Consider the following 17427-nt stretch of genomic DNA (forward strand, 5'->3'; position numbering starts at 1 on the left):
ACGGCAGTTAGTGCAAGGCGGCCTCTGCGGCCTGGATCGCGGCGAATTCTTCTTCGGGCGTGCCTGCTACCAAGTGATGCCGGCTGTAGAAAGCAAAGTAAGCAATTAATACTCCATAGATGATCGCGGCGCCAATCACCACCCGTGGATCCACCAGAAAGCCCGCCACCACGGCCACGCAGGCCAGTACCAGGGCGACACCGGAGGTGAAGATGCCACCTGGCGTGCGATAAGGCCGGTCCATTTTGGGGCGACGGATGCGCAGGGTGATGTGCGCGGCCATCATCAGCACGTAGGAAATGGTCGCGCCAAACACGGCCACAAGAATCAACAAATCCCCTTGGCCGGTCAGCGACAGGCCGAAACCGATAATGCCGGGGATCACCAGCGCCAGTACCGGTGCCTTGCTCTTGTTGGTCTGGGACAGTTTGCGCGGCAGGTAGCCGGCACGGGACAAGGCGAAGATCTGCCGCGAATAGGCGTAGATAATCGAGAAAAAGCTCGCGATCAAGCCGGCCAGGCCGACCAGGTTGACGAAACTGCCCATCCAGGTCGAACCGCCATAGGACAGCGCCAGCGCTTCCACCAGCGGGTTACCGGATTTGACCAGCGCGTAGGTGCCCGCGCCGCCCGGTGCGATCACCAGGATCAACAGGGCAAAGCTGGTCAGCACCACAATGGCGCCGATCAGGCCCCGGGGCAGGTCGCGCTTGGGGTTCTTGGTTTCTTCGGCGGCCAGGGGCACGCCCTCTACGGCGAGGAAAAACCAGATCGCATAAGGGATCGCCGCCCACACGCCGACATAGCCAAATGGCAGGAAGGTGCTGGCGCCCTTGGCCTCGGTCACCGGAATATCCAGCAGGTTGGCGACATTGAAGTGCGGCACCATCGACACCAGGAACACGCCCAGCGCAATCGCGGCAATGGCGGTGATCACGAACATCAGCTTCAAGGCTTCGCCGACGCCAAAGATATGGATGCCGATAAAGATGATGTAGAACGCCAGGTAGATCATCCAGCCGCCGATGCCGAACAGCGACTCGCAATAGGCGCCGATAAATACCGCGATGGCGGCGGGGGCGATGGCGTATTCGATCAGGATGGCGGTGCCCGTCAGGAACCCGCCCCAGGGCCCGAAGGCACTGCGGGCAAAACCGTAGCCACCGCCGGCGGTGGGGATCATGGAAGACAGTTCGGCCAGGGAAAAGCACATGCACAGGTACATGGTGGCCATCAGCAATGTGGCGAGGAACATCCCGCCCCAGCCACCCTGGGCCAGGCCGAAGTTCCAGCCGGCGTAGTCGCCGGAGATCACGTAGGCAACGCCAAGGCCAACCAGCAGGACCCAGCCGGCGGCGCCTTTTTTCAGTTCGCGTTGTTGGAAGTATTGGGAGTCGACTTTTTCGAAGTCGACAGAAGATCCAGTCGGTTCGCTAGGCATGGGAAAGTACCTTTCATTGTTATTGTTTTTTAACTCGGCCTCTGTGTGCCGAATGCAATTGGCAAGTACTTGTGGAGAGCTAAGTGTGGGAGAGGGCAAGCCCCTCCCACATTTGAGTGCATTTCAACTGTGGGAGGAGGGGTTAGTTAGAAGAAACCCAGCGGATTAATGTCGTAACTCACCAGCAGGTTCTTGGTCTGCTGGTAATGATCCAACATCATCTTGTGCGTCTCACGGCCCACGCCGGACTTCTTGTAACCGCCAAACGCGGCATGCGCCGGGTACAGGTGGTAGCAGTTGGTCCACACGCGGCCCGCCTTGATCGCGCGGCCCATGCGGTAGGCGCGGTTGATGTCGCGGGTCCACACACCGGCGCCCAGGCCGAACTCGGTGTCGTTGGCAATCGCCAGGGCTTCGGCTTCGTCCTTGAAGGTGGTGATGCTCACCACCGGGCCGAAGATTTCTTCCTGGAACACGCGCATTTCATTGGTGCCCTTGAGCAGGGTCGGCTGGATGTAATAGCCGCCGGCCATATCGCCGGTGAGTTGCTCGACCTTGCCGCCGGTGAGCAATTGCGCGCCTTCGCCCTTGGCGATTTCCAGGTAGGACAGGATCTTGTCGAACTGCTGCTCGGACGCCTGGGCGCCGACCATGGTGTCGGTGTCCAGCGGGTCGCCGCGCTTGATCTGCTCGACTTTCTTCATCACTACTTTCATGAAATCGTCGTAGATCGACTCTTCCACCAGCGCGCGGGATGGGCAGGTGCACACTTCGCCCTGGTTGAAGAACGCCAGCACCAGGCCTTCGGCGGCTTTCTCGATGAACGACGGTTCGGCTTTCATGATGTCGGCGAAGAAGATGTTCGGCGACTTGCCGCCCAGCTCGACGGTGGACGGAATGATGTTCTCGGCCGCCGCATGCATGATGTGCGAGCCCACCGGGGTGGAGCCGGTGAAGGCGATCTTGGCGATACGCTTGCTGGTGGCCAGGGCTTCGCCGGCTTCCTTGCCGAAGCCGTGCACCACGTTCAGCACGCCCGGTGGCAGCAGGTCGCCGATGACTTCCAGCAGCACGTTGATGCCCAGCGGTGTTTGCTCGGCAGGCTTGAGCACCACACAGTTGCCGGCGGCCAGGGCCGGGGCGAGTTTCCACGCGGCCATCAGCAGCGGGAAGTTCCACGGGATGATCTGGCCGACCACGCCCAGCGGCTCGTGGAAGTGATAGGACGCGGTGTGTTCGTTGATCTCGGCGCTGGTGCCTTCCTGGGCGCGGATGCAACCGGCGAAGTAGCGGAAGTGGTCGGCGGCCAGCGGGATGTCGGCGTTGAGGGTTTCACGCACGGCCTTGCCGTTGTCCCAGGTTTCGGTGATGGCCAGCAGTTCGAGGTTCTGTTCGATGCGGTCGGCGATTTTCAGCAGTACCAGCGAGCGGTCCTGGGCCGAGGTCTTGCCCCAGGCGTCAGCGGCAGCGTGGGCGGCGTCCAGCGCCTTGTCGATGTCTTTGGCAGTGGAGCGCGGGAATTCGGCGATAGGCTTGCCGTTGACCGGCGAGGTGTTGGTGAAATAGTTGCCATCGACCGGGGCAACGAATTCGCCACCAATGTAGTTGCCGTACTTGGCCTTGAACGAAACGATCGCGCCTTCAGTACCGGGGTGTGCGTAACGCATGGTGGGTATCTCCTGGCTTTTATGTTTATTGGAGTGCAGCGCGCAAGCGCTTGATAAAGCGTAGAGCAAAGGTTGGGCCACTGCTTTGCAGGCCAGGAAAATCAAGGGCTTGGGGTTTGTTGCAAGGCGTTGCTGTGACACGGCTGGCACAGGCGCTGTGACAGTTTGTGCCATAAACGGTACAGGCCGTGACCGACGGGTCGGTCCGGGATTGCATTGGCTGGGTGCCTGGGGGATGCTGGTGGTTCTCACGCAGGGAGAATAATAAGAACATGCACAACGATCATTTCAGTCGCCATGCCCAGCAAGTCCTCACTGTGGCCCGTGGGCGCGACCCGTCGAGCGACCCGTCCATCGCCCGCTCCTGGCTGCGCTGCCTGGAGGACTACCACCTCGATCCTGCCCAGACCATCGCCCCTACGGTGCTTGAGCACGGCCGCCTGCTGGAAAGCCGCGAACGCCTGCAACAGGTGCTGCATATCGCCGGCAGCGAGATGAACAGCCTGCACCAGCAGCTGTCGGGCGCTGGCCATGCGGTGCTGCTGACCGATGCCCGTGGGGTGATCCTCAACTGTGTCACAGCGCCGTCCGAGCGCAAGATTTTCGAACGCGCCGGGCTGTGGCTCGGTGCCGATTGGAGCGAAGCGTGCGAGGGCACCAACGGCATCGGCACCTGCCTGGTGGAACGCCAGTCGTTGACCATTCATCGCGATGAACATTTTCGTGGGCGCCACACCGGGCTGACCTGTTCGGCGAGCCCGGTGTTCGACCCCCACGGCAACCTCTTGGCGGTGCTGGACGTGTCGTCGGCCCGGGAGGAGGTGTCGCGCCAGAGCCAGTTCCACACCATGGCGCTGGTCAACCTGTCGGCGAAGATGATCGAGAGTTGCTACTTCCTGCGTCACTTCGAAAACCATTGGCTGCTGCGCTTTCACCTGCAGGCCGAGTCGGTGGGCCTGTTCAGCGAAGGGTTGTTGGCGTTTGACGGCGAAGGGCGGATTTGTGCCGTCAACCAGAGCGCACTCAACCTGCTGGGGCAGGTGCGTGGCGGGTTGCTGGGGCAACCGGTGGAGGCGTTGTTCGAGTGTTCCCTGGACCAACTGCTCGGTCGCGCCAGTGCCAATGCCACCGCCAGTTGGCCATTGCGCACGCGGGATGGCCGGCACTTGTTCGCGGCCTTGCGTGGTCAATCGCGCAGTGTGCCTGCGCCCATCGCCAAGCCTGAGCCCGTGCGCCTGGCCGGTATCTGCCTCGGCGACCCGGCGCTGCAGAGTGACTTCCGCAAAGCGCTGCGGGTATTCGAGCGCGATGTGCCCTTGCTGATCAACGGCGAAACCGGCTCCGGCAAAGAGGCCTTCGCCAAGGCGGTGCATCACGCCAGCCAGCGTGCCGACAAGGCGTTCGTTGCCCTCAACTGCGCCGCCATCCCGGAAAGCCTGATCGAAAGCGAACTGTTCGGCTATCGCGGCGGCAGCTTTACCGGCGCGCGCAAGGACGGCATGCAGGGCAAGTTGCAACAGGCCGACGGCGGCACGCTGTTCCTCGATGAAATCGGCGATATGCCGTTGGCGCTGCAGACGCGCCTGTTAAGGGTGCTGGAGGACCGCATGGTGGTGCCCATCGGCGGTGAGCCCCAGGCGGTTGATGTCAGAATTATCAGCGCGACTCACCGAAATTTGCTGGAGCGCGTGCAGGACGGAAGTTTTCGGGAAGACCTGTATTACCGCCTCAATGGCCTGGAAGTCGGTTTGCCAGCGTTGCGTGAACGCAGCGATAAGCCTCAGTTGCTGGATTTCCTGCTGGCGCAGGAGGCGGGCGGGCAGAGTCTACAACTCGACCCGGCGGCGCGCTCGGCGCTGCTGACCTACCCCTGGCCCGGCAACGTCCGGCAACTGCGCACGGTGTTGCGTACGCTGGCGGCGCTGTGCGACGACGGGCGGGTCGGCCTTGAGGATTTGCCCGCGTTGATTCGCCAGGCACGGCCGCAAGCAGTGGCCGAGGCCAGGCTTGCCGACTCGCCCCTGGGCGACGCCGAGCGACTCGCCCTGCTCACGGCCCTGGAGCAACAGCGCTGGCACATGACCCACACGGCGGAGCAGCTGGGTGTCAGCCGTAACACGCTGTATAGAAAGCTGCGCCGGCACGGTATTGCACGGGCTGTGCCATAGATCGGTCCTACAGCTAAAGAGTGCGATTTTCGCCCCCCTGCGCTAACCTGCCTCGATGTTTACGAGGTCGACTATGCACATTCATATTCTTGGTATCTGCGGCACCTTCATGGGTTCGATGGCGGTTCTGGCCAAAGAACTGGGCCATCACGTAACGGGCTCCGATGCCAATGTTTACCCACCCATGAGCACGCAACTCGAGGCCCAGGGCATTGAGCTGACCCAGGGTTACGACCCGGCGCAATTCGACCCGGTGCCGGACCTGGTGGTGATCGGCAATGCCATGTCCCGGGGCAATCCGGCGGTCGAATACGTCCTCAACAAAGGCTTGCCTTACGTGTCCGGCCCACAGTGGCTGGCCGACCATGTGCTGCAAGGTCGCTGGGTATTGGCCGTCGCCGGCACCCACGGCAAGACCACCACCAGCAGCATGCTCGCCTGGGTGCTGGAACACGCGGGCATGAGCCCGGGCTTCCTGATCGGCGGCGTGCCGCAGAACTTCTCGGTGTCGGCGCGCCTGGGTGATACGCCGTTCTTCGTGATCGAAGCCGACGAGTACGACAGTGCGTTCTTCGACAAGCGCTCCAAGTTCGTCCACTACCGTCCACGCACCGCGATCCTCAACAACCTTGAGTTCGATCACGCCGACATCTTCCCCGACCTGGCGGCCATCGAGCGGCAGTTCCACCATTTGGTACGCACCATTCCGAGCGAAGGCCTGGTCATCCACCCGACCACCGAGCCGGCCTTGCAACGCGTGATCGAGATGGGCTGCTGGACCCCGGTGCAAACCACCGGTGCGGGCGGGCAATGGCAGGTGAAGTTGCTCAGTGAAGACGGTTCCCGGTTTGAAGTGCTGTTTGAAGGCGAGGCCCAAGGCATCGTCGAGTGGGACATGACTGGCCAGCACAACGTCGCCAATGCCCTTGTGACCCTGGCGGCCGCGCGGCATGTGGGCGTGGTGCCGTCCATGGGCATTGCTGCGTTGAGCGCATTCAAGAGCGTGAAGCGCCGTATGGAAAAGGTCGCCGACGTGAATGGGATTACTATCTACGACGACTTTGCCCACCACCCAACGGCCATTGCTACCACCCTCGACGGCCTGCGCAAACGTGTTGGCGATGCCCCGATCATTGCGATTGTCGAGCCGCGTTCAAACTCCATGAAGCTCGGCGCACACCGCGACGGCCTGCCGGAAAGCGTTAACGATGCCGACCAGGTGGTGTGGTATGCCCCGGCCAATCTCGGCTGGGACCTGCCGGCGATTGCGGCGCAATGCACGGTGCCGTCGAAAGTCTGTGATTCCATCGAGGGCATCATTGCGTTCGTCAAGCACCAGGCCAAGCCTGGCACCCATGTGGTGGTGATGAGCAACGGCGGCTTCGGCGGCTTGCACGGCAAACTGGCCGAGGCCCTGAAATGAGTGGCCCGGAGCGCGTCACCCTGGCGATGACCGGCGCATCCGGCGCGCCCTATGGCTTGCGCCTGCTCGATTGCCTGGTGCGTGAAGACCGCGAGGTGCACTTTCTGATCTCCAAGGCCGCGCAGTTGGTGATGGCCACCGAGACTGATGTCGCGCTGCCAGCCAAGGTGCAGATGATGCAAGCCTTCCTCACCGAGTACACCGGTGCGGCGGCGGGGCAGATCAAGGTCTACGGCAAGGAAGACTGGATGTCGCCGGTGGCTTCGGGCTCCGGTGCGCCGGCGGCAATGGTCGTGGTGCCGTGCTCCACCGGTACGCTGTCGGCGATTGCCACCGGCGCTTGCAACAACCTGATCGAACGCGCCGCCGACGTGACGTTGAAGGAGCGCCGCCAGTTGATCCTGGTGCCGCGTGAGGCGCCGTACTCGAGCATTCATCTGGAGCACATGCTCAAGCTGTCGAACCTGGGGGTGACCATCCTGCCGGCGTCGCCCGGCTTCTATCACCAGCCGCAGACCATCGATGACCTGGTGGATTTCGTGGTGGCGCGCATTCTCAACCTGTTGAATATCCCCCAGGACATGCTGCCGCGTTGGGGCGAACACCATTTGAGCAGCGATGAATAAGGCGCTGTTGGTGATACTGGCGCTGCAACTGGCCGGCTGCGCCACCGCGCGTACCCTGGACGCCGCGCAGCCCGGCGCGCCGGTGGTGTATGCCGGCACGCGATTGGATTTGTATGCAATGAACGGAGGTTGCTGCGCCAAGGACCGGTTCGGTGCCGAGGCGCCCAGCTATCCCGGCGTCGACCTGCCGGCCAGCGCGTTGCTCGACACGCTTTTATTGCCGCTGTCAGTGTTGACGGTGCTCGGTGTGGGATTTAACGCCACGGGCGGGCTCTAGCGCTGACCTGGGCACCACAAAACTAATGTGGGAGGCGTTACTTACCGAGCTTGCGCAGTTCATCCGACTCCACCACCCGCACCCCGTCCTGCTCTTCCAGCGCCAGGCGCCACATGGCCCGGGCCAGTTCGCAGACTTCAATGCCGTGGTATTTCCCCGGAATCAACCGTGACAGCGGCCCGGCCAGTTGCTCGGCCAAGCGGGGCTCCAGCCGTTCCCCCAGCAGCAACGAAGGCCGCACGATGGTCAATTGCGGCCAGTCCTGGGCCTTGAGTGCCTGTTCCATTTCCCCTTTGACCCGGTTGTAGAACACCGAGGATTTCGGATCGGCGCCAATCGCACTGATCACGATCAGGTGCCGCGCGCCCATCTCCCGCGCGCGCTTGGCAAAGGCTACGACCATATCCAGGTCGACGGCACGAAAAGCTTCTTCCGAACCGGCTTTCTTGATGGTGGTACCCAGGCAGCAGAAGGCAATATCCACCTGGCCGCTCAGTTGCGGCAGGAACACCGCCGGGTCGCCCACCGGGTTTTCCAGGTGCGGATGCTCGGCCAGTGGCTTGCGGCTGGGCGCCAGCACGCGGGTCACGGTGGGTTCGTTGAGCAGGCGGTCGAGCAGGTGTTCGCCGGTCAGGCCAGAGGCGCCAGCGAGCAGGATATGCTGAGGTGTCAGGTACATGGTGTTTCCCCCCTTGTTACACGTTACAGCTTAGTTGCCTTTGGCTTCCTTGCTATTCATTGAGACGCTTTCCAGCGCCTTTCGTGCCTGCTGCTTGCGTAATAATTGCCAATGGGCGATCACGCCTTTGGGGGCCCAGATCTGCGGTTCGGACGCTTCGAAGTTGTCTGCCTGTTCGCGTTCGCTCACATGCAGCTGCGCCAGCTTGAAGGCTTGCTGCAGATCGTCGGTCTGGTTGAAGGCTTGGGCGAAGAGGGCGTCGCCGAAGTAGGTGAAGTCGGCCTCTTCAGAACAGCCGAAGGACACGCGGTCGGCGCGCGAGGCGGTCATGATCAGGGTGCGTTCGTCTTTGAGCGCCGGGATGAAGCCGCCGGAGTAGCAGGCTGAAATCACCACGATCTTGTCGCGGTTTTTCAGCGGCGCGAGCACGGCGGCCAGTTCATCGGCGGGCAGGTCGGCCAGTTCCATGCGCGGTTGGTCCAGCACCAGTTCGTGTTCGTGGGTGCCGTGGCTGGTCATGTAGATAAACACCAGGTCTTCCGGCCCGGTGCGCTCGGCCAGGGTCTGCACGGCCCGGCGCAGGCTTTCGCGGGTGGCCAGTGGCCGGTCGGCGATATGGTCGCGGTGGTTGACCAGGCGGATCTGCCCACGGGCGCCGAAGCGGGTGGCGAGCATATTGCTGACGTAATCGGCTTCGCGCAGGAACACGCTTTGTTTACCGTCGCCGGCCACGGCCAGGGTGTACAGCTCCACGGCCGAGGTGGAGGCGGGCACGGCGGCGAGGGCGGTGTCCAGCAGGCGGCCCTGGGCCAGTACGCCGATTTCCAGCGGGTCGGGCAACAGCTTGCCGTCGGCATCACGCACGCGCATGCCGTTGACCCAGGTACCGGCCTGCACCGTGCCGTCGGTGAGTACCAGGGTGCCGCGACCTTGATAGTTGTCGCTGTCGAAGCCGCCGATATAGAAGCTGCCGTCGGTCAGGTTCAGGCGGCCTTCGCCGGTAAAGCGCCAGTCGCTGAACTGGCCGACGTAGTGGCTGCCGTCGACGCCGATCAACTCGCCCTTGCCGCTGAGTGCGCCTTCCTTGAACTGGCCGATCCACACGTCGCCATCGGCGTTTTCATAACGGCCCTTGCCGTTGAGCTGGTTCTGCTTGAACTGGCCGACATAGATGTCGCCGTCGGCGCTGTTGAATGTACCGTTGCCCTCCAGCTGGCCGTCGACGAAGTGGCCGCTGAATTGGTTGCCGCTGTCGTCATTGCGCTGGCCTTCACCGTTCGGCTTGCCGTGGGCGAACTGGCCCTGATACTGGCTGCCATCCGCCAGTTCCAGGCGGCCGAGGCCGGAATACTGGTCGTCCTTGAATTCGCCGCGATAGGTCATCTGCCCTTCTTTGAGGGTGCCTTCGCCGTTGCGCCGACCGTTCTTGAACCCGCCCACATAGTGGCTGCCGGCCGTGGTCAGGCTGCCCTGGCCATCGAACAGACCTTGCTGGAACTGGCCTTTATAGACTTCGCCGTTGCTGCCATGCCATTCGCCCTGGCCGTGCCACTGGCCTTTGTCGAACTGCCCGGCGTACCAGCTGCCGTTGGGATAATCCACGCGGCCCTGGCCTTGCAGCAGACCATTGACCACATCGCCCCGGTAACGACCGCCATCGGGCAGGCGCGCATCGGGCGGCAACAGCGATTCGCCGTCTCCGCAAGCGGTGAGCAACAGGGCAAGGGCAAGGGGAGCGAGTGGGCGCATAGCGGGATCCGGATAATTGAGCGCCGAGTATGCCGCAGCTGCGAGATTCATACATAAATTTACATACCCTGTGGCGAGTTTCAGTGGCTCGCCACAGGGATGGGCTTACACGAAGTAGAGCGACAACGACTCGGCGACGTAAGCGGGTTTTTCCTGGCCATCGATTTCCAGGGTGGCGGTGGCCTTGAGCAGCCATTGGCCGGGCTTTTTCTCGGTGACGTCGGTGAGGGTCACGTTCAGGCGCACCTTGGAATTGACTTTCACCGGCTGGATAAAGCGCACGCTGTCCAGGCCATAGTTGACGGCCATCTTCAGGCCTTCGGGCACGATCAGGATGTCTTCCATCAACTTGGGCATCAGCGACAGCGACAGGAAACCGTGGGCAATGGTGCTGCCGAACGGGGTTTGCGCGGCCTTGACCGGGTCGACGTGGATGAACTGATGATCGCCAGTGGCCTCGGCGAACAGGTTGATACGTGCCTGGTCGATGGTGAGCCATTCGGAACGTCCCAGTTCCTTGCCGACATAATCTTTGAGCTGCGCTACGGGTACATAGGGCATTGCGTCTCTCCTTGGTTCATCGGTGCTGTTGTTATGGGGTACAGAGAACCAATGTAGATCATCATGGCCAACCAGCCCGGTCAACCCACCATGCTTTTGGCGAATGCCGGAGCATAGGACGGGCATGCTTATAATGCGGGCGGGTCTTGAGGGGGGAGAGGACGGATGCTGTTACGCGGTCTGACATGGCTGGTGCTGTTTCAATTGATCGGCACGGCGATCAATCATTTGCTGCTGCCGGTACTGCCGGGGCCGATCATCGGCCTGCTGTTGATGCTCGGGTTCCTGATCTGGCGTGGCGAAGTCGGCGAGCCCCTGAGCCTGGCGGCCAGCAGCCTGCTGCGCTACTTGCCGTTGCTGCTGGTGCCGCCGGCGGTGGGGGTGATGGTGTATGCCAGGGATATTGCCGCCGATTTCTGGGCCATCGTCGGTGCACTGGTGTTGTCGCTGGTGATCGCCATGGGCTTTGTCGGGCTGTTGATGGAACGCATGGTCAAGCGCAAGGAGCAGGATCAATGATCTTCGACTGGCACGGCGCATGGACGGCGGTGATTCATCACCCGCTGTTCGGTATCGGGATCACCCTGGGCGCCTATCAGCTGGTGCTGGCGGGTTTCGAGAAAACCCGCTGGATTTTCCTGCAACCGGTGCTGGTCTCCATGCTGCTGGTGATCGGCGTGTTGCTCACGTGCGGCCTGAGCTACGCCGAGTACCGCAAGAGCACGGAGATCATGGGGATCCTGCTGGGCCCGGCGACGGTGGCCCTGGCGGTGCCGCTCTATCTGAACCTGCGGCGGATTCGGCAATTGTTCTGGCCGATTTTTACTACGCTGGTGATAGGCGGCGTGTTGGCCACCGGCCTGTGCGTACTGCTGGGCTGGTGGTTCGGCGCCGAACACAGGATGTTGATGACCATGGCGCCGAAGTCGGTGACCTCGCCGATTGCCATGCTGGTGGCCGAACAGATCGGCGGTGTGGCAGCCTTGGCGGCGGTGTTTGTGCTGATTACCGGGGTGGTGGGCGCGATGGTTGGCCCGGCGTTACTCTCGCGTCTTGGGGTGCACAGCCCCGAGGCGCGCGGCATGGCGCTGGGCATGACCGCACACGCCGTCGGCACCTCGGTGGCCCTGCAGGAAAGCGAAGAGTGTGGCGCCTTTGCGGCGCTGGCCATGAGTCTGATGGGCGTAGCCACAGCGGTGTTCCTGCCGCTGGCCGTGTCAGTGATTGTTTAAACCGGGTTTAAGGAAGCCTTTATGAGTCTGGCGCTGTTCCCCCTCAATACCGTGCTGTTCCCTGGCTGCATCCTCGACCTGCAACTGTTCGAGGCGCGCTACCTGGACATGATCAGCCGCTGCATGAAAAAGGGCGAAAGCTTCGGCGTGGTGTGCATCCTCGATGGCAAGGAGGTGGGCATGGCCCCGGATGGCTATGCCTTGATCGGCTGCGAAGCGTTGATTCGCGACTTCAAGCAGCAGGACAACGGCCTGCTGGGGATTCGCGTCGAAGGCGGGCGGCGCTTCCGCGTGCGAGACGCCGGCGTGCAGAAGGACCAATTGCTGGTGGCCGAGGTGCAATGGCTGGAAGAACTGCCGGACCAGGCGCTGGAAGAAGAGGATGCCGACCTGCTGGCCTTGCTCCAGGCCCTGGCCGAACACCCGATGGTCGCGTCGCTGGACATGGACACTCACGCCGATGGCCAGCAAGCCTTGGGCAATCAACTGGCTTATCTCTTGCCGTTCACTGAGGCCGACAAGATCGACCTGCTGCAACTCGACGACCCGCAGCAGCGGCTGGATGCGATCCAGATGCTGCTCGATGAGCTTCAGGGTGAGTTGTTTGCCTGAGCCTCGGATCTGTCCTGCGCGGTTTTCAGAGGTTTCCTCGTTGTTCCCTGCGCGTCGCCTGAAATAGTCACCGATCACACAACAATGATTGGGGGTGAACATGATTCGGCTAGCGCAATCGGAACAGGCCGCCTGGGACGTTTTTTTTGTCAGTATTGCCGTGCAGCTGCTGCCGCTGGATGCCAAGCGGGGCCCGGAATACATCGCTGAACGCGCCGCGGAAATCGCCGATGAGATGATGCTGGAGCGACGTGAGCGTTGTGTTGAACGCCGCGCCGCGCCAATCCATTGGCTCGGCCCGACCCAGGGTCAGTAGGCATACCTGAGCAGCGCGTGTGGGGTGCCGGTAAAGGCAATGAAGCCGAGCACCGCCACCACAGCGGGTAATACCAGCCACCAGGCCTTCTGCGGCATCGGCGGCAAAGGGCTGCGGTACTGGCAGACGGTGAGGCTGAATGCACACACGGTCATTGCCAGCAGCGTGCCAGCCAGGATGTCGGTGGGCCAATGGGCGCCAAGGTAGACCCGTGACAGCGCGATGAAGGCCGCAGGAATACAGCCCAGCAACATCCAGGTCAGGCGCAGGCGCGTGGGTTGTCCGCGACCGGCCAGCACCGCCAACGCCAGGAAAAACGCAAACGCACCGGAGGCGTGGCCGCTGGGCATGCTGAAGCTGGTCAATGGGTCGGTGAGGATTTCCGGGCGGCCACGGGCGAAAAACAGTTTGGTCCCGGTATTGATCACCGCCGCCCCGGCCAGTGTTGCACCGACAAACATGGCATGACGCCATTGCCGCGCCAGTAGCAGCAGCGCGGTGAATACGGCGCTGGCGAAGAACATTTTCTTGAACTCACCCAATTGGGTCACCATCACCATGGTCTGGTCCAGCCAGGGGCTGCGATGTTCCTGTACCAGCGCGCTCAGGCCCTGGTCAAAGTCATCCAGGTGGGTATAGCCGATAAACAGAGCGATCAATAATGTCAGGCTGGCGCCCCCTATCCACAAGGTCGCGCGACGATGGCCGCGCACGCTGGTGTGCAGGCTCAGTCCCAGCATGGCTGCCAGGCAGGCTGTAACAACCCCCGCCTCAGGCCAGAACCCTTCCGGCAATGGCAGGCGGAACGCAGCGCCGGTTGCCCAGCCCGGCAGCAGGTAGGCGACCGACCAACCGGCTGCCGCCAGAAGGCTGACCAGGGCGAAACGCGGGAACGGCATGTCGCACATCCCGGCCACCATCGGCAGCATCGGCCGCAATGGCCCGATGAAACGTCCCACCAGCAGACTGGCGATGCCGTATTTGTGAAAGTAGGTTTCCGCGCCGTTCATCCATTCCGGGTGGTGGCGCAGGCCGGGCAGGCGGCGGATGTTCTGATGGAAGTGTCGGCCGAGGAAGTAGGAAACCCCGTCGCCCAACAAGCCTCCCAGGAATCCCAGCAGCAGGGTTTCACTCAGGGACAAGGCGCCGCTGCCAGCCATTGCCGCAATGGCAAACAGCAGTACCGTGCCCGGCACGATCAGCCCGGCAATGGCCAGGCATTCCACGCACGCGACGATAAACACCGCCGCCGCCAGCCATTGCGGGTTGAGGGTCAGCCAGCCGGTAATGCCATCGAGCCATTGGCCCATAAATCGTTACTCCATCGCCACAGATTCAAATCAGGAAATAGTCGCGGCCTTCGACCTGGCCCCGGCGCAGCGGGTTCCGCGTGCAGTAGGGCGCATAGCCGGCATCGACGAAGCGGTACATCAAGTGCTCGTCACGGCCGCTGGGGATGCCCAGGCGGGTGGTCTGGATGATCTGTGTCGGTGTCTGGCCGACGTCTTCCACATAGAGCAATTCTTGATCAAAGCGCTTGGCATCCCACATCGGCACCTTCAGGCCCAGCGCCTTGCACAGCAACGTCTGGCCGGCACACAGCTTTTGCGACGAGCGCGGGCTGCCGTCGGCATTCGGGTTGTTCAGCAGCATCTGCGCCAGGCTGGCGGGTCCGGAGGTTTCATCGACCCAGGGATAGGCCGATTTGATCAGCACGGCATTGCCCGGCCCCTGCGCGCTGAAGTTCAGCGAATCGCCGCCACGGGCGTAGTACATATAGATATGCCCGCCATCCAGAAACAAAGCCTTACGCTTTTCTGTGTAGCCGAGTGAGGCGTGGCTGCCTTTTTCGGCCACGTAATAGGCTTCGGTTTCAATAATTCGCGCCGAAAGCCAGCTATCGCCGACGCGATGGCGGATGACTTTTCCAAGCAAATCTCGCGCGAGTATTTGCGCGTCACGGTCGAAGAAGCTGTCGGGCAGGGCGCTGGCGGGGAGTTGGGGCGAAGAACTGGGCATGGTGGCCTGGGGTTAATACGGCTAAATGTGACGGAATAATAACAACTCCCACCTTAATTACGGCTGAACCCCAGGTTTTTACAGTTCATTTCGACCATCCGCCCCTCACCGCTGTCAGTCGGGCGGCGTCACAGCTATAATCTGCCGCTTTCCTCTTTGCCAAGACTCCCTGACCATGACTGAGTCCGTTCTTGACTACATGACCCGCCTGGGTCGCGCTGCCCGTCAGGCCTCGCGGTTGATCGCCCGTGCGAGCACCGCGCAGAAGAACCGTGCCCTGCTGGCCGCCGCCGATGCTCTGGACGCTTCGCGCTCCGAGCTGACTGCCGCCAACGAACTGGACCTGGCCAACGGCCGCGCCAATGGCCTCGAGCCCGCCCTGCTGGACCGCCTGGCGCTGACGCCGGCACGTATCGACGACATGATCGAAGGGTTGCGTCAGGTGGCCAAGCTGCCTGACCCCATCGGTGAAATTCGCGATATGCGTTACCTGCCGTCCGGCATCCAGGTCGGCAAGATGCGCGTGCCCCTGGGCGTGATCGGCATCATCTATGAGTCGCGCCCGAACGTGACCATCGACGCCGCGAGCCTGTGCCTCAAGTCGGGCAATGCCACCATCCTGCGTGGCGGTTCCGAGGCGATCAATTCCAACCGCGCCATCGCCGCCTGCATCCAGCAGGGCCTGGCCGTGGCCGAGTTGCCGGCCGAAGTGGTGCAAGTGGTGGAAACCACCGACCGCGCCGCTGTCGGCGCGCTGATCACCATGCCGGAATTCGTCGACGTGATCGTGCCGCGCGGTGGCAAGAGCCTGATCGAGCGCGTCAGCCGCGATGCCAAGGTGCCAGTGATCAAGCACCTGGACGGCGTCTGCCACGTGTATATCGACATCGCCGCCGACATCGACAAGGCGATCCGCATCGCCGACAACGCCAAGACCCACCGCTACGCGCCGTGCAACACCATGGAAACCCTGCTGGTGCACGTCGGCATTGCCGAGCGCGTGCTGCCGCCGCTGGCTGCCATCTACCGTGACAAGGGCGTGGAGCTGCGCGGTTGCGAACGCACCCGTGCGCTGTTGGGCGCGGACGTGATCGAAGCCACCGAGCAGGACTGGTACACCGAGTACACGGCGCCGATCCTGTCGATCCGCATCGTCGACGACCTGGACCAGGCCATCGAACACATCAACACGTACGGCTCCAAGCACACCGACGCCATTGTCTCCGAGCATTTCAGCGATGCCCGGCGTTTCCTCACCGAAGTGGATTCCGCTTCGGTGATGATCAACGCCTCGACGCGCTTTGCCGACGGCTTCGAGTACGGCCTGGGGGCGGAGATCGGCATCTCCACCGACAAGCTCCACGCACGCGGCCCGGTTGGCCTGGAAGGCCTGACCAGCGAGAAGTACGTGGTGTTCGGCGACGGTCATGTGCGCACTTGATGGCTAAACGCATCGGGCTGCTCGGCGGTACCTTCGACCCCGTGCACATCGGCCATTTGCGCAGTGCCCTGGAAGTCGCGGATGCCTTGGCGCTGGATGAGCTGCGCCTGATCCCTAACTTCCGGCCGCCCCATCGCGACACCCCGCAGGTGTCGCCGCAGCAGCGCCTGGAAATGGTGCGCCTGGCCGTAGAAGGCATACCGCCGCTGGTGGTGGATGATCGTGAGCTCAAGCGCGATAAACCGTCCTACACTGTCGACACCCTGGAGCTGATGCGCGTTGAGTTGGCCGCGGATGACCAGTTGTTTCTGCTTTTGGGCTGGGACGCATTTTGCGGCCTGCCCTCTTGGCATCGCTGGGAGGAACTCCTCCAGCACTGCCACATCCTGGTTTTGCAACGCCCGGATGCCGACAGCGAACCGCCGGATGCCTTGCGCAACCTGCTGGCCGCGCGGTCGGTAAGTGACCCCTTGGCCCTGACCGGGCCGAACGGGAATATTGCATTCGTCTGGCAGACCCCGCTTGCGGTGTCCGCCACCCAGATCCGTCAACTGCTGGCCAGCGGGAAGTCGGTACGTTTCCTGGTGCCTGACGCGGTCCTGGCCTACATCGATGCGCACGGGCTTTACCGTGCGTCGAACTGAAAAGGCGCGCTTGAACGCACGAACACTCGTGCAGCGAGCGCCCGAACATATGAGCAAAACGAGTTTTTTATGACGAACAAAGACGTAAGCAAAGTAAAACGCAAAGGTACGTTCAAAAGCGCCCCGCTGCCGGTTGAAGCCCATGTTGGCCCGGAACTGGCTGGCGAAGAGCTGGTGAAAGTCGCCGTTGCCGCCCTGGAAGACGTGAAGGCCCAGGACATCCAGGTCCTGGACGTACGCGACAAGCAGAGCATCACCGACTTCATGATCATCGCCACCGGTACCTCCAACCGCCAGATCGGCGCGATGCTGGACAAGGTTCGCGAAGCCGTCAAAGCCCAAGGCGTGAAGCCACTGGGTGAAGAAGGCAAGGGCGACAGCGACTGGGTGCTGCTGGACATGGACGACGTGATCGTTCACATGATGACCAGCAATGCCCGTCAGTTCTACGACCTGGAGCGTCTGTGGAAAGGCGCCGAGCAGAGCCGTGCCGCCGATGGCAAGCACCACAGCCCGGAAGTGGGCCACGCGCACTTCGACAAGCTCAACAAAGACCAGGAATAAGGAACGGC

At 62.4% G+C, this 17427-nt stretch carries 18 protein-coding genes; 11 read left to right on the forward strand and 7 right to left on the reverse strand.

Annotated features, from left to right (window positions below; genetic code table 11):
• Positions 1-7: 7 nt before the first annotated feature.
• Together eat and BLQ09_RS18880 are read right to left on the reverse strand one after the other, a co-directional pair.
• A complete protein-coding gene (gene eat / locus BLQ09_RS18875; protein ID WP_024077594.1) occupies positions 8-1441 on the reverse strand; it encodes an ethanolamine permease in 1434 nt (477 codons plus the stop codon).
• Positions 1442-1587: 146 nt separating this feature from the next.
• Positions 1588-3108: an acetaldehyde dehydrogenase ExaC gene (locus tag BLQ09_RS18880; protein WP_027605219.1), complete on the reverse strand. Its 1521-nt coding sequence runs from the start codon at positions 3106-3108 to the stop codon at positions 1588-1590.
• Between the two features lie 272 nt (positions 3109-3380).
• On the opposite strand from BLQ09_RS18880, the gene BLQ09_RS18885 reads away from it, so the two are divergent.
• The 4 genes from BLQ09_RS18885 to BLQ09_RS18900 all read left to right on the forward strand — a co-directional run bounded on the left by BLQ09_RS18885 (position 3381) and on the right by BLQ09_RS18900 (position 7602).
• Positions 3381-5276 (forward strand): sigma-54-dependent Fis family transcriptional regulator, encoded by a 1896-nt coding sequence (locus tag BLQ09_RS18885; RefSeq protein WP_027605220.1) that lies wholly within the window; start codon positions 3381-3383, stop codon positions 5274-5276.
• 73 nt (positions 5277-5349) lie between these two features.
• On the forward strand, positions 5350-6699 hold the full coding sequence (gene mpl, locus BLQ09_RS18890; protein WP_053138137.1) for a UDP-N-acetylmuramate:L-alanyl-gamma-D-glutamyl-meso-diaminopimelate ligase: 1350 nt from the start codon (positions 5350-5352) through the stop codon (positions 6697-6699).
• On the forward strand, positions 6696-7325 hold the full coding sequence (ubiX, locus tag BLQ09_RS18895; RefSeq protein WP_027605222.1) for a flavin prenyltransferase UbiX: 630 nt from the start codon (positions 6696-6698) through the stop codon (positions 7323-7325). The genes mpl and ubiX overlap by 4 nt, the downstream gene beginning before the upstream one ends.
• The gene (locus tag BLQ09_RS18900; RefSeq protein WP_027605223.1) at positions 7318-7602 is read left to right on the forward strand and encodes a YceK/YidQ family lipoprotein; all 285 of its coding nucleotides are present in this window, start codon (positions 7318-7320) and stop codon (positions 7600-7602) included. The genes ubiX and BLQ09_RS18900 overlap by 8 nt, the downstream gene beginning before the upstream one ends.
• Positions 7603-7639: 37 nt before the next feature.
• Here the strand turns inward: BLQ09_RS18900 and BLQ09_RS18905 are convergent, their stop codons facing one another.
• The 3 genes from BLQ09_RS18905 to BLQ09_RS18915 form a co-directional block, all read right to left on the reverse strand.
• Entirely contained in the window at positions 7640-8281 is a 642-nt protein-coding gene (locus tag BLQ09_RS18905) for an oxidoreductase (RefSeq protein ID WP_027605224.1), read from the reverse strand.
• 30 nt (positions 8282-8311) lie between these two features.
• Complete coding sequence (locus tag BLQ09_RS18910) at positions 8312-10030, reverse strand: C13 family peptidase (protein WP_027605225.1); 1719 nt, start codon at positions 10028-10030, stop codon at positions 8312-8314.
• 105 nt (positions 10031-10135) lie between these two features.
• Positions 10136-10591: a MaoC family dehydratase gene (locus tag BLQ09_RS18915; RefSeq protein ID WP_027605226.1), complete on the reverse strand. Its 456-nt coding sequence runs from the start codon at positions 10589-10591 to the stop codon at positions 10136-10138.
• Between the two features lie 165 nt (positions 10592-10756).
• Between BLQ09_RS18915 and BLQ09_RS18920 the strand changes: the two genes are divergently transcribed.
• The 4 genes from BLQ09_RS18920 to BLQ09_RS18935 all read left to right on the forward strand — a co-directional run bounded on the left by BLQ09_RS18920 (position 10757) and on the right by BLQ09_RS18935 (position 12751).
• Entirely contained in the window at positions 10757-11110 is a 354-nt protein-coding gene (locus tag BLQ09_RS18920) for a CidA/LrgA family protein (protein WP_092358214.1), read from the forward strand.
• Complete coding sequence (locus BLQ09_RS18925) at positions 11107-11823, forward strand: LrgB family protein (RefSeq protein ID WP_027605228.1); 717 nt, start codon at positions 11107-11109, stop codon at positions 11821-11823. The genes BLQ09_RS18920 and BLQ09_RS18925 overlap by 4 nt, the downstream gene beginning before the upstream one ends.
• 21 nt (positions 11824-11844) lie before the next feature.
• Complete coding sequence (locus BLQ09_RS18930; protein ID WP_027605229.1) at positions 11845-12435, forward strand: LON peptidase substrate-binding domain-containing protein; 591 nt, start codon at positions 11845-11847, stop codon at positions 12433-12435.
• Between the two features lie 100 nt (positions 12436-12535).
• On the forward strand, positions 12536-12751 hold the full coding sequence (locus BLQ09_RS18935; protein WP_092358216.1) for a hypothetical protein: 216 nt from the start codon (positions 12536-12538) through the stop codon (positions 12749-12751).
• Here the strand turns inward: BLQ09_RS18935 and BLQ09_RS18940 are convergent.
• Both BLQ09_RS18940 and BLQ09_RS18945 read right to left on the reverse strand, forming a co-directional pair.
• A complete protein-coding gene (locus BLQ09_RS18940; protein WP_092358218.1) occupies positions 12745-14061 on the reverse strand; it encodes a bifunctional DedA family/phosphatase PAP2 family protein in 1317 nt (438 codons plus the stop codon). The two genes, BLQ09_RS18935 and BLQ09_RS18940, sit on opposite strands and share 7 nt — an antisense overlap.
• A gap of 25 nt (positions 14062-14086) precedes the next feature.
• Positions 14087-14770 carry a DNA-3-methyladenine glycosylase gene (locus BLQ09_RS18945; protein WP_092358220.1) on the reverse strand — a complete coding sequence of 228 codons (684 nt, stop codon included), beginning with the start codon at positions 14768-14770 and terminating at the stop codon, positions 14087-14089.
• Between the two features lie 175 nt (positions 14771-14945).
• Between BLQ09_RS18945 and BLQ09_RS18950 the strand changes: the two genes are divergently transcribed.
• The 3 genes from BLQ09_RS18950 (at position 14946) to rsfS (ending at position 17419) form a co-directional block, all read left to right on the forward strand.
• The gene (locus BLQ09_RS18950; RefSeq protein WP_065938368.1) at positions 14946-16211 is read left to right on the forward strand and encodes a glutamate-5-semialdehyde dehydrogenase; all 1266 of its coding nucleotides are present in this window, start codon (positions 14946-14948) and stop codon (positions 16209-16211) included.
• Positions 16211-16855 (forward strand): nicotinate-nucleotide adenylyltransferase, encoded by a 645-nt coding sequence (gene nadD / locus BLQ09_RS18955; protein ID WP_027605234.1) that lies wholly within the window; start codon positions 16211-16213, stop codon positions 16853-16855. Before BLQ09_RS18950 ends, nadD begins: the two co-directional genes overlap by 1 nt.
• Positions 16856-16924: 69 nt before the next feature.
• Positions 16925-17419 (forward strand): ribosome silencing factor, encoded by a 495-nt coding sequence (rsfS, locus tag BLQ09_RS18960; RefSeq protein ID WP_003176298.1) that lies wholly within the window; start codon positions 16925-16927, stop codon positions 17417-17419.
• Positions 17420-17427: the final 8 nt, after the last annotated feature.

This window comes from Pseudomonas sp. NFACC25 (assembly GCF_900100935.1).
Taxonomy (GTDB): domain Bacteria; phylum Pseudomonadota; class Gammaproteobacteria; order Pseudomonadales; family Pseudomonadaceae; genus Aquipseudomonas; species Aquipseudomonas marginalis.

Excerpts from the sequence above, each read along its gene's own strand:
- BLQ09_RS18935 (WP_092358216.1), top strand. The coding sequence starts at position 12,536 with ATGATTCGGCTAGCGCAATCGGAACAGGCCGCCTGGGACGTTTTTTTT.
- BLQ09_RS18915 (WP_027605226.1), bottom strand. The coding sequence starts at position 10,591 with ATGCCCTATGTACCCGTAGCGCAGCTCAAAGATTATGTCGGCAAGGAA.
- BLQ09_RS18925 (WP_027605228.1), top strand. The coding sequence starts at position 11,107 with ATGATCTTCGACTGGCACGGCGCATGGACGGCGGTGATTCATCACCCG.
- BLQ09_RS18920 (WP_092358214.1), top strand. The coding sequence starts at position 10,757 with ATGCTGTTACGCGGTCTGACATGGCTGGTGCTGTTTCAATTGATCGGC.
- BLQ09_RS18905 (WP_027605224.1), bottom strand. The coding sequence starts at position 8,281 with ATGTACCTGACACCTCAGCATATCCTGCTCGCTGGCGCCTCTGGCCTG.
- mpl (WP_053138137.1), top strand. The coding sequence starts at position 5,350 with ATGCACATTCATATTCTTGGTATCTGCGGCACCTTCATGGGTTCGATG.
- eat (WP_024077594.1), bottom strand. The coding sequence starts at position 1,441 with ATGCCTAGCGAACCGACTGGATCTTCTGTCGACTTCGAAAAAGTCGAC.
- BLQ09_RS18910 (WP_027605225.1), bottom strand. The coding sequence starts at position 10,030 with ATGCGCCCACTCGCTCCCCTTGCCCTTGCCCTGTTGCTCACCGCTTGC.
- BLQ09_RS18940 (WP_092358218.1), bottom strand. The coding sequence starts at position 14,061 with ATGGGCCAATGGCTCGATGGCATTACCGGCTGGCTGACCCTCAACCCG.
- nadD (WP_027605234.1), top strand. The coding sequence starts at position 16,211 with ATGGCTAAACGCATCGGGCTGCTCGGCGGTACCTTCGACCCCGTGCAC.
- BLQ09_RS18880 (WP_027605219.1), bottom strand. The coding sequence starts at position 3,108 with ATGCGTTACGCACACCCCGGTACTGAAGGCGCGATCGTTTCGTTCAAG.
- BLQ09_RS18900 (WP_027605223.1), top strand. The coding sequence starts at position 7,318 with ATGAATAAGGCGCTGTTGGTGATACTGGCGCTGCAACTGGCCGGCTGC.
- rsfS (WP_003176298.1), top strand. The coding sequence starts at position 16,925 with ATGACGAACAAAGACGTAAGCAAAGTAAAACGCAAAGGTACGTTCAAA.
- BLQ09_RS18930 (WP_027605229.1), top strand. The coding sequence starts at position 11,845 with ATGAGTCTGGCGCTGTTCCCCCTCAATACCGTGCTGTTCCCTGGCTGC.
- BLQ09_RS18945 (WP_092358220.1), bottom strand. The coding sequence starts at position 14,770 with ATGCCCAGTTCTTCGCCCCAACTCCCCGCCAGCGCCCTGCCCGACAGC.
- ubiX (WP_027605222.1), top strand. The coding sequence starts at position 6,696 with ATGAGTGGCCCGGAGCGCGTCACCCTGGCGATGACCGGCGCATCCGGC.
- BLQ09_RS18950 (WP_065938368.1), top strand. The coding sequence starts at position 14,946 with ATGACTGAGTCCGTTCTTGACTACATGACCCGCCTGGGTCGCGCTGCC.
- BLQ09_RS18885 (WP_027605220.1), top strand. The coding sequence starts at position 3,381 with ATGCACAACGATCATTTCAGTCGCCATGCCCAGCAAGTCCTCACTGTG.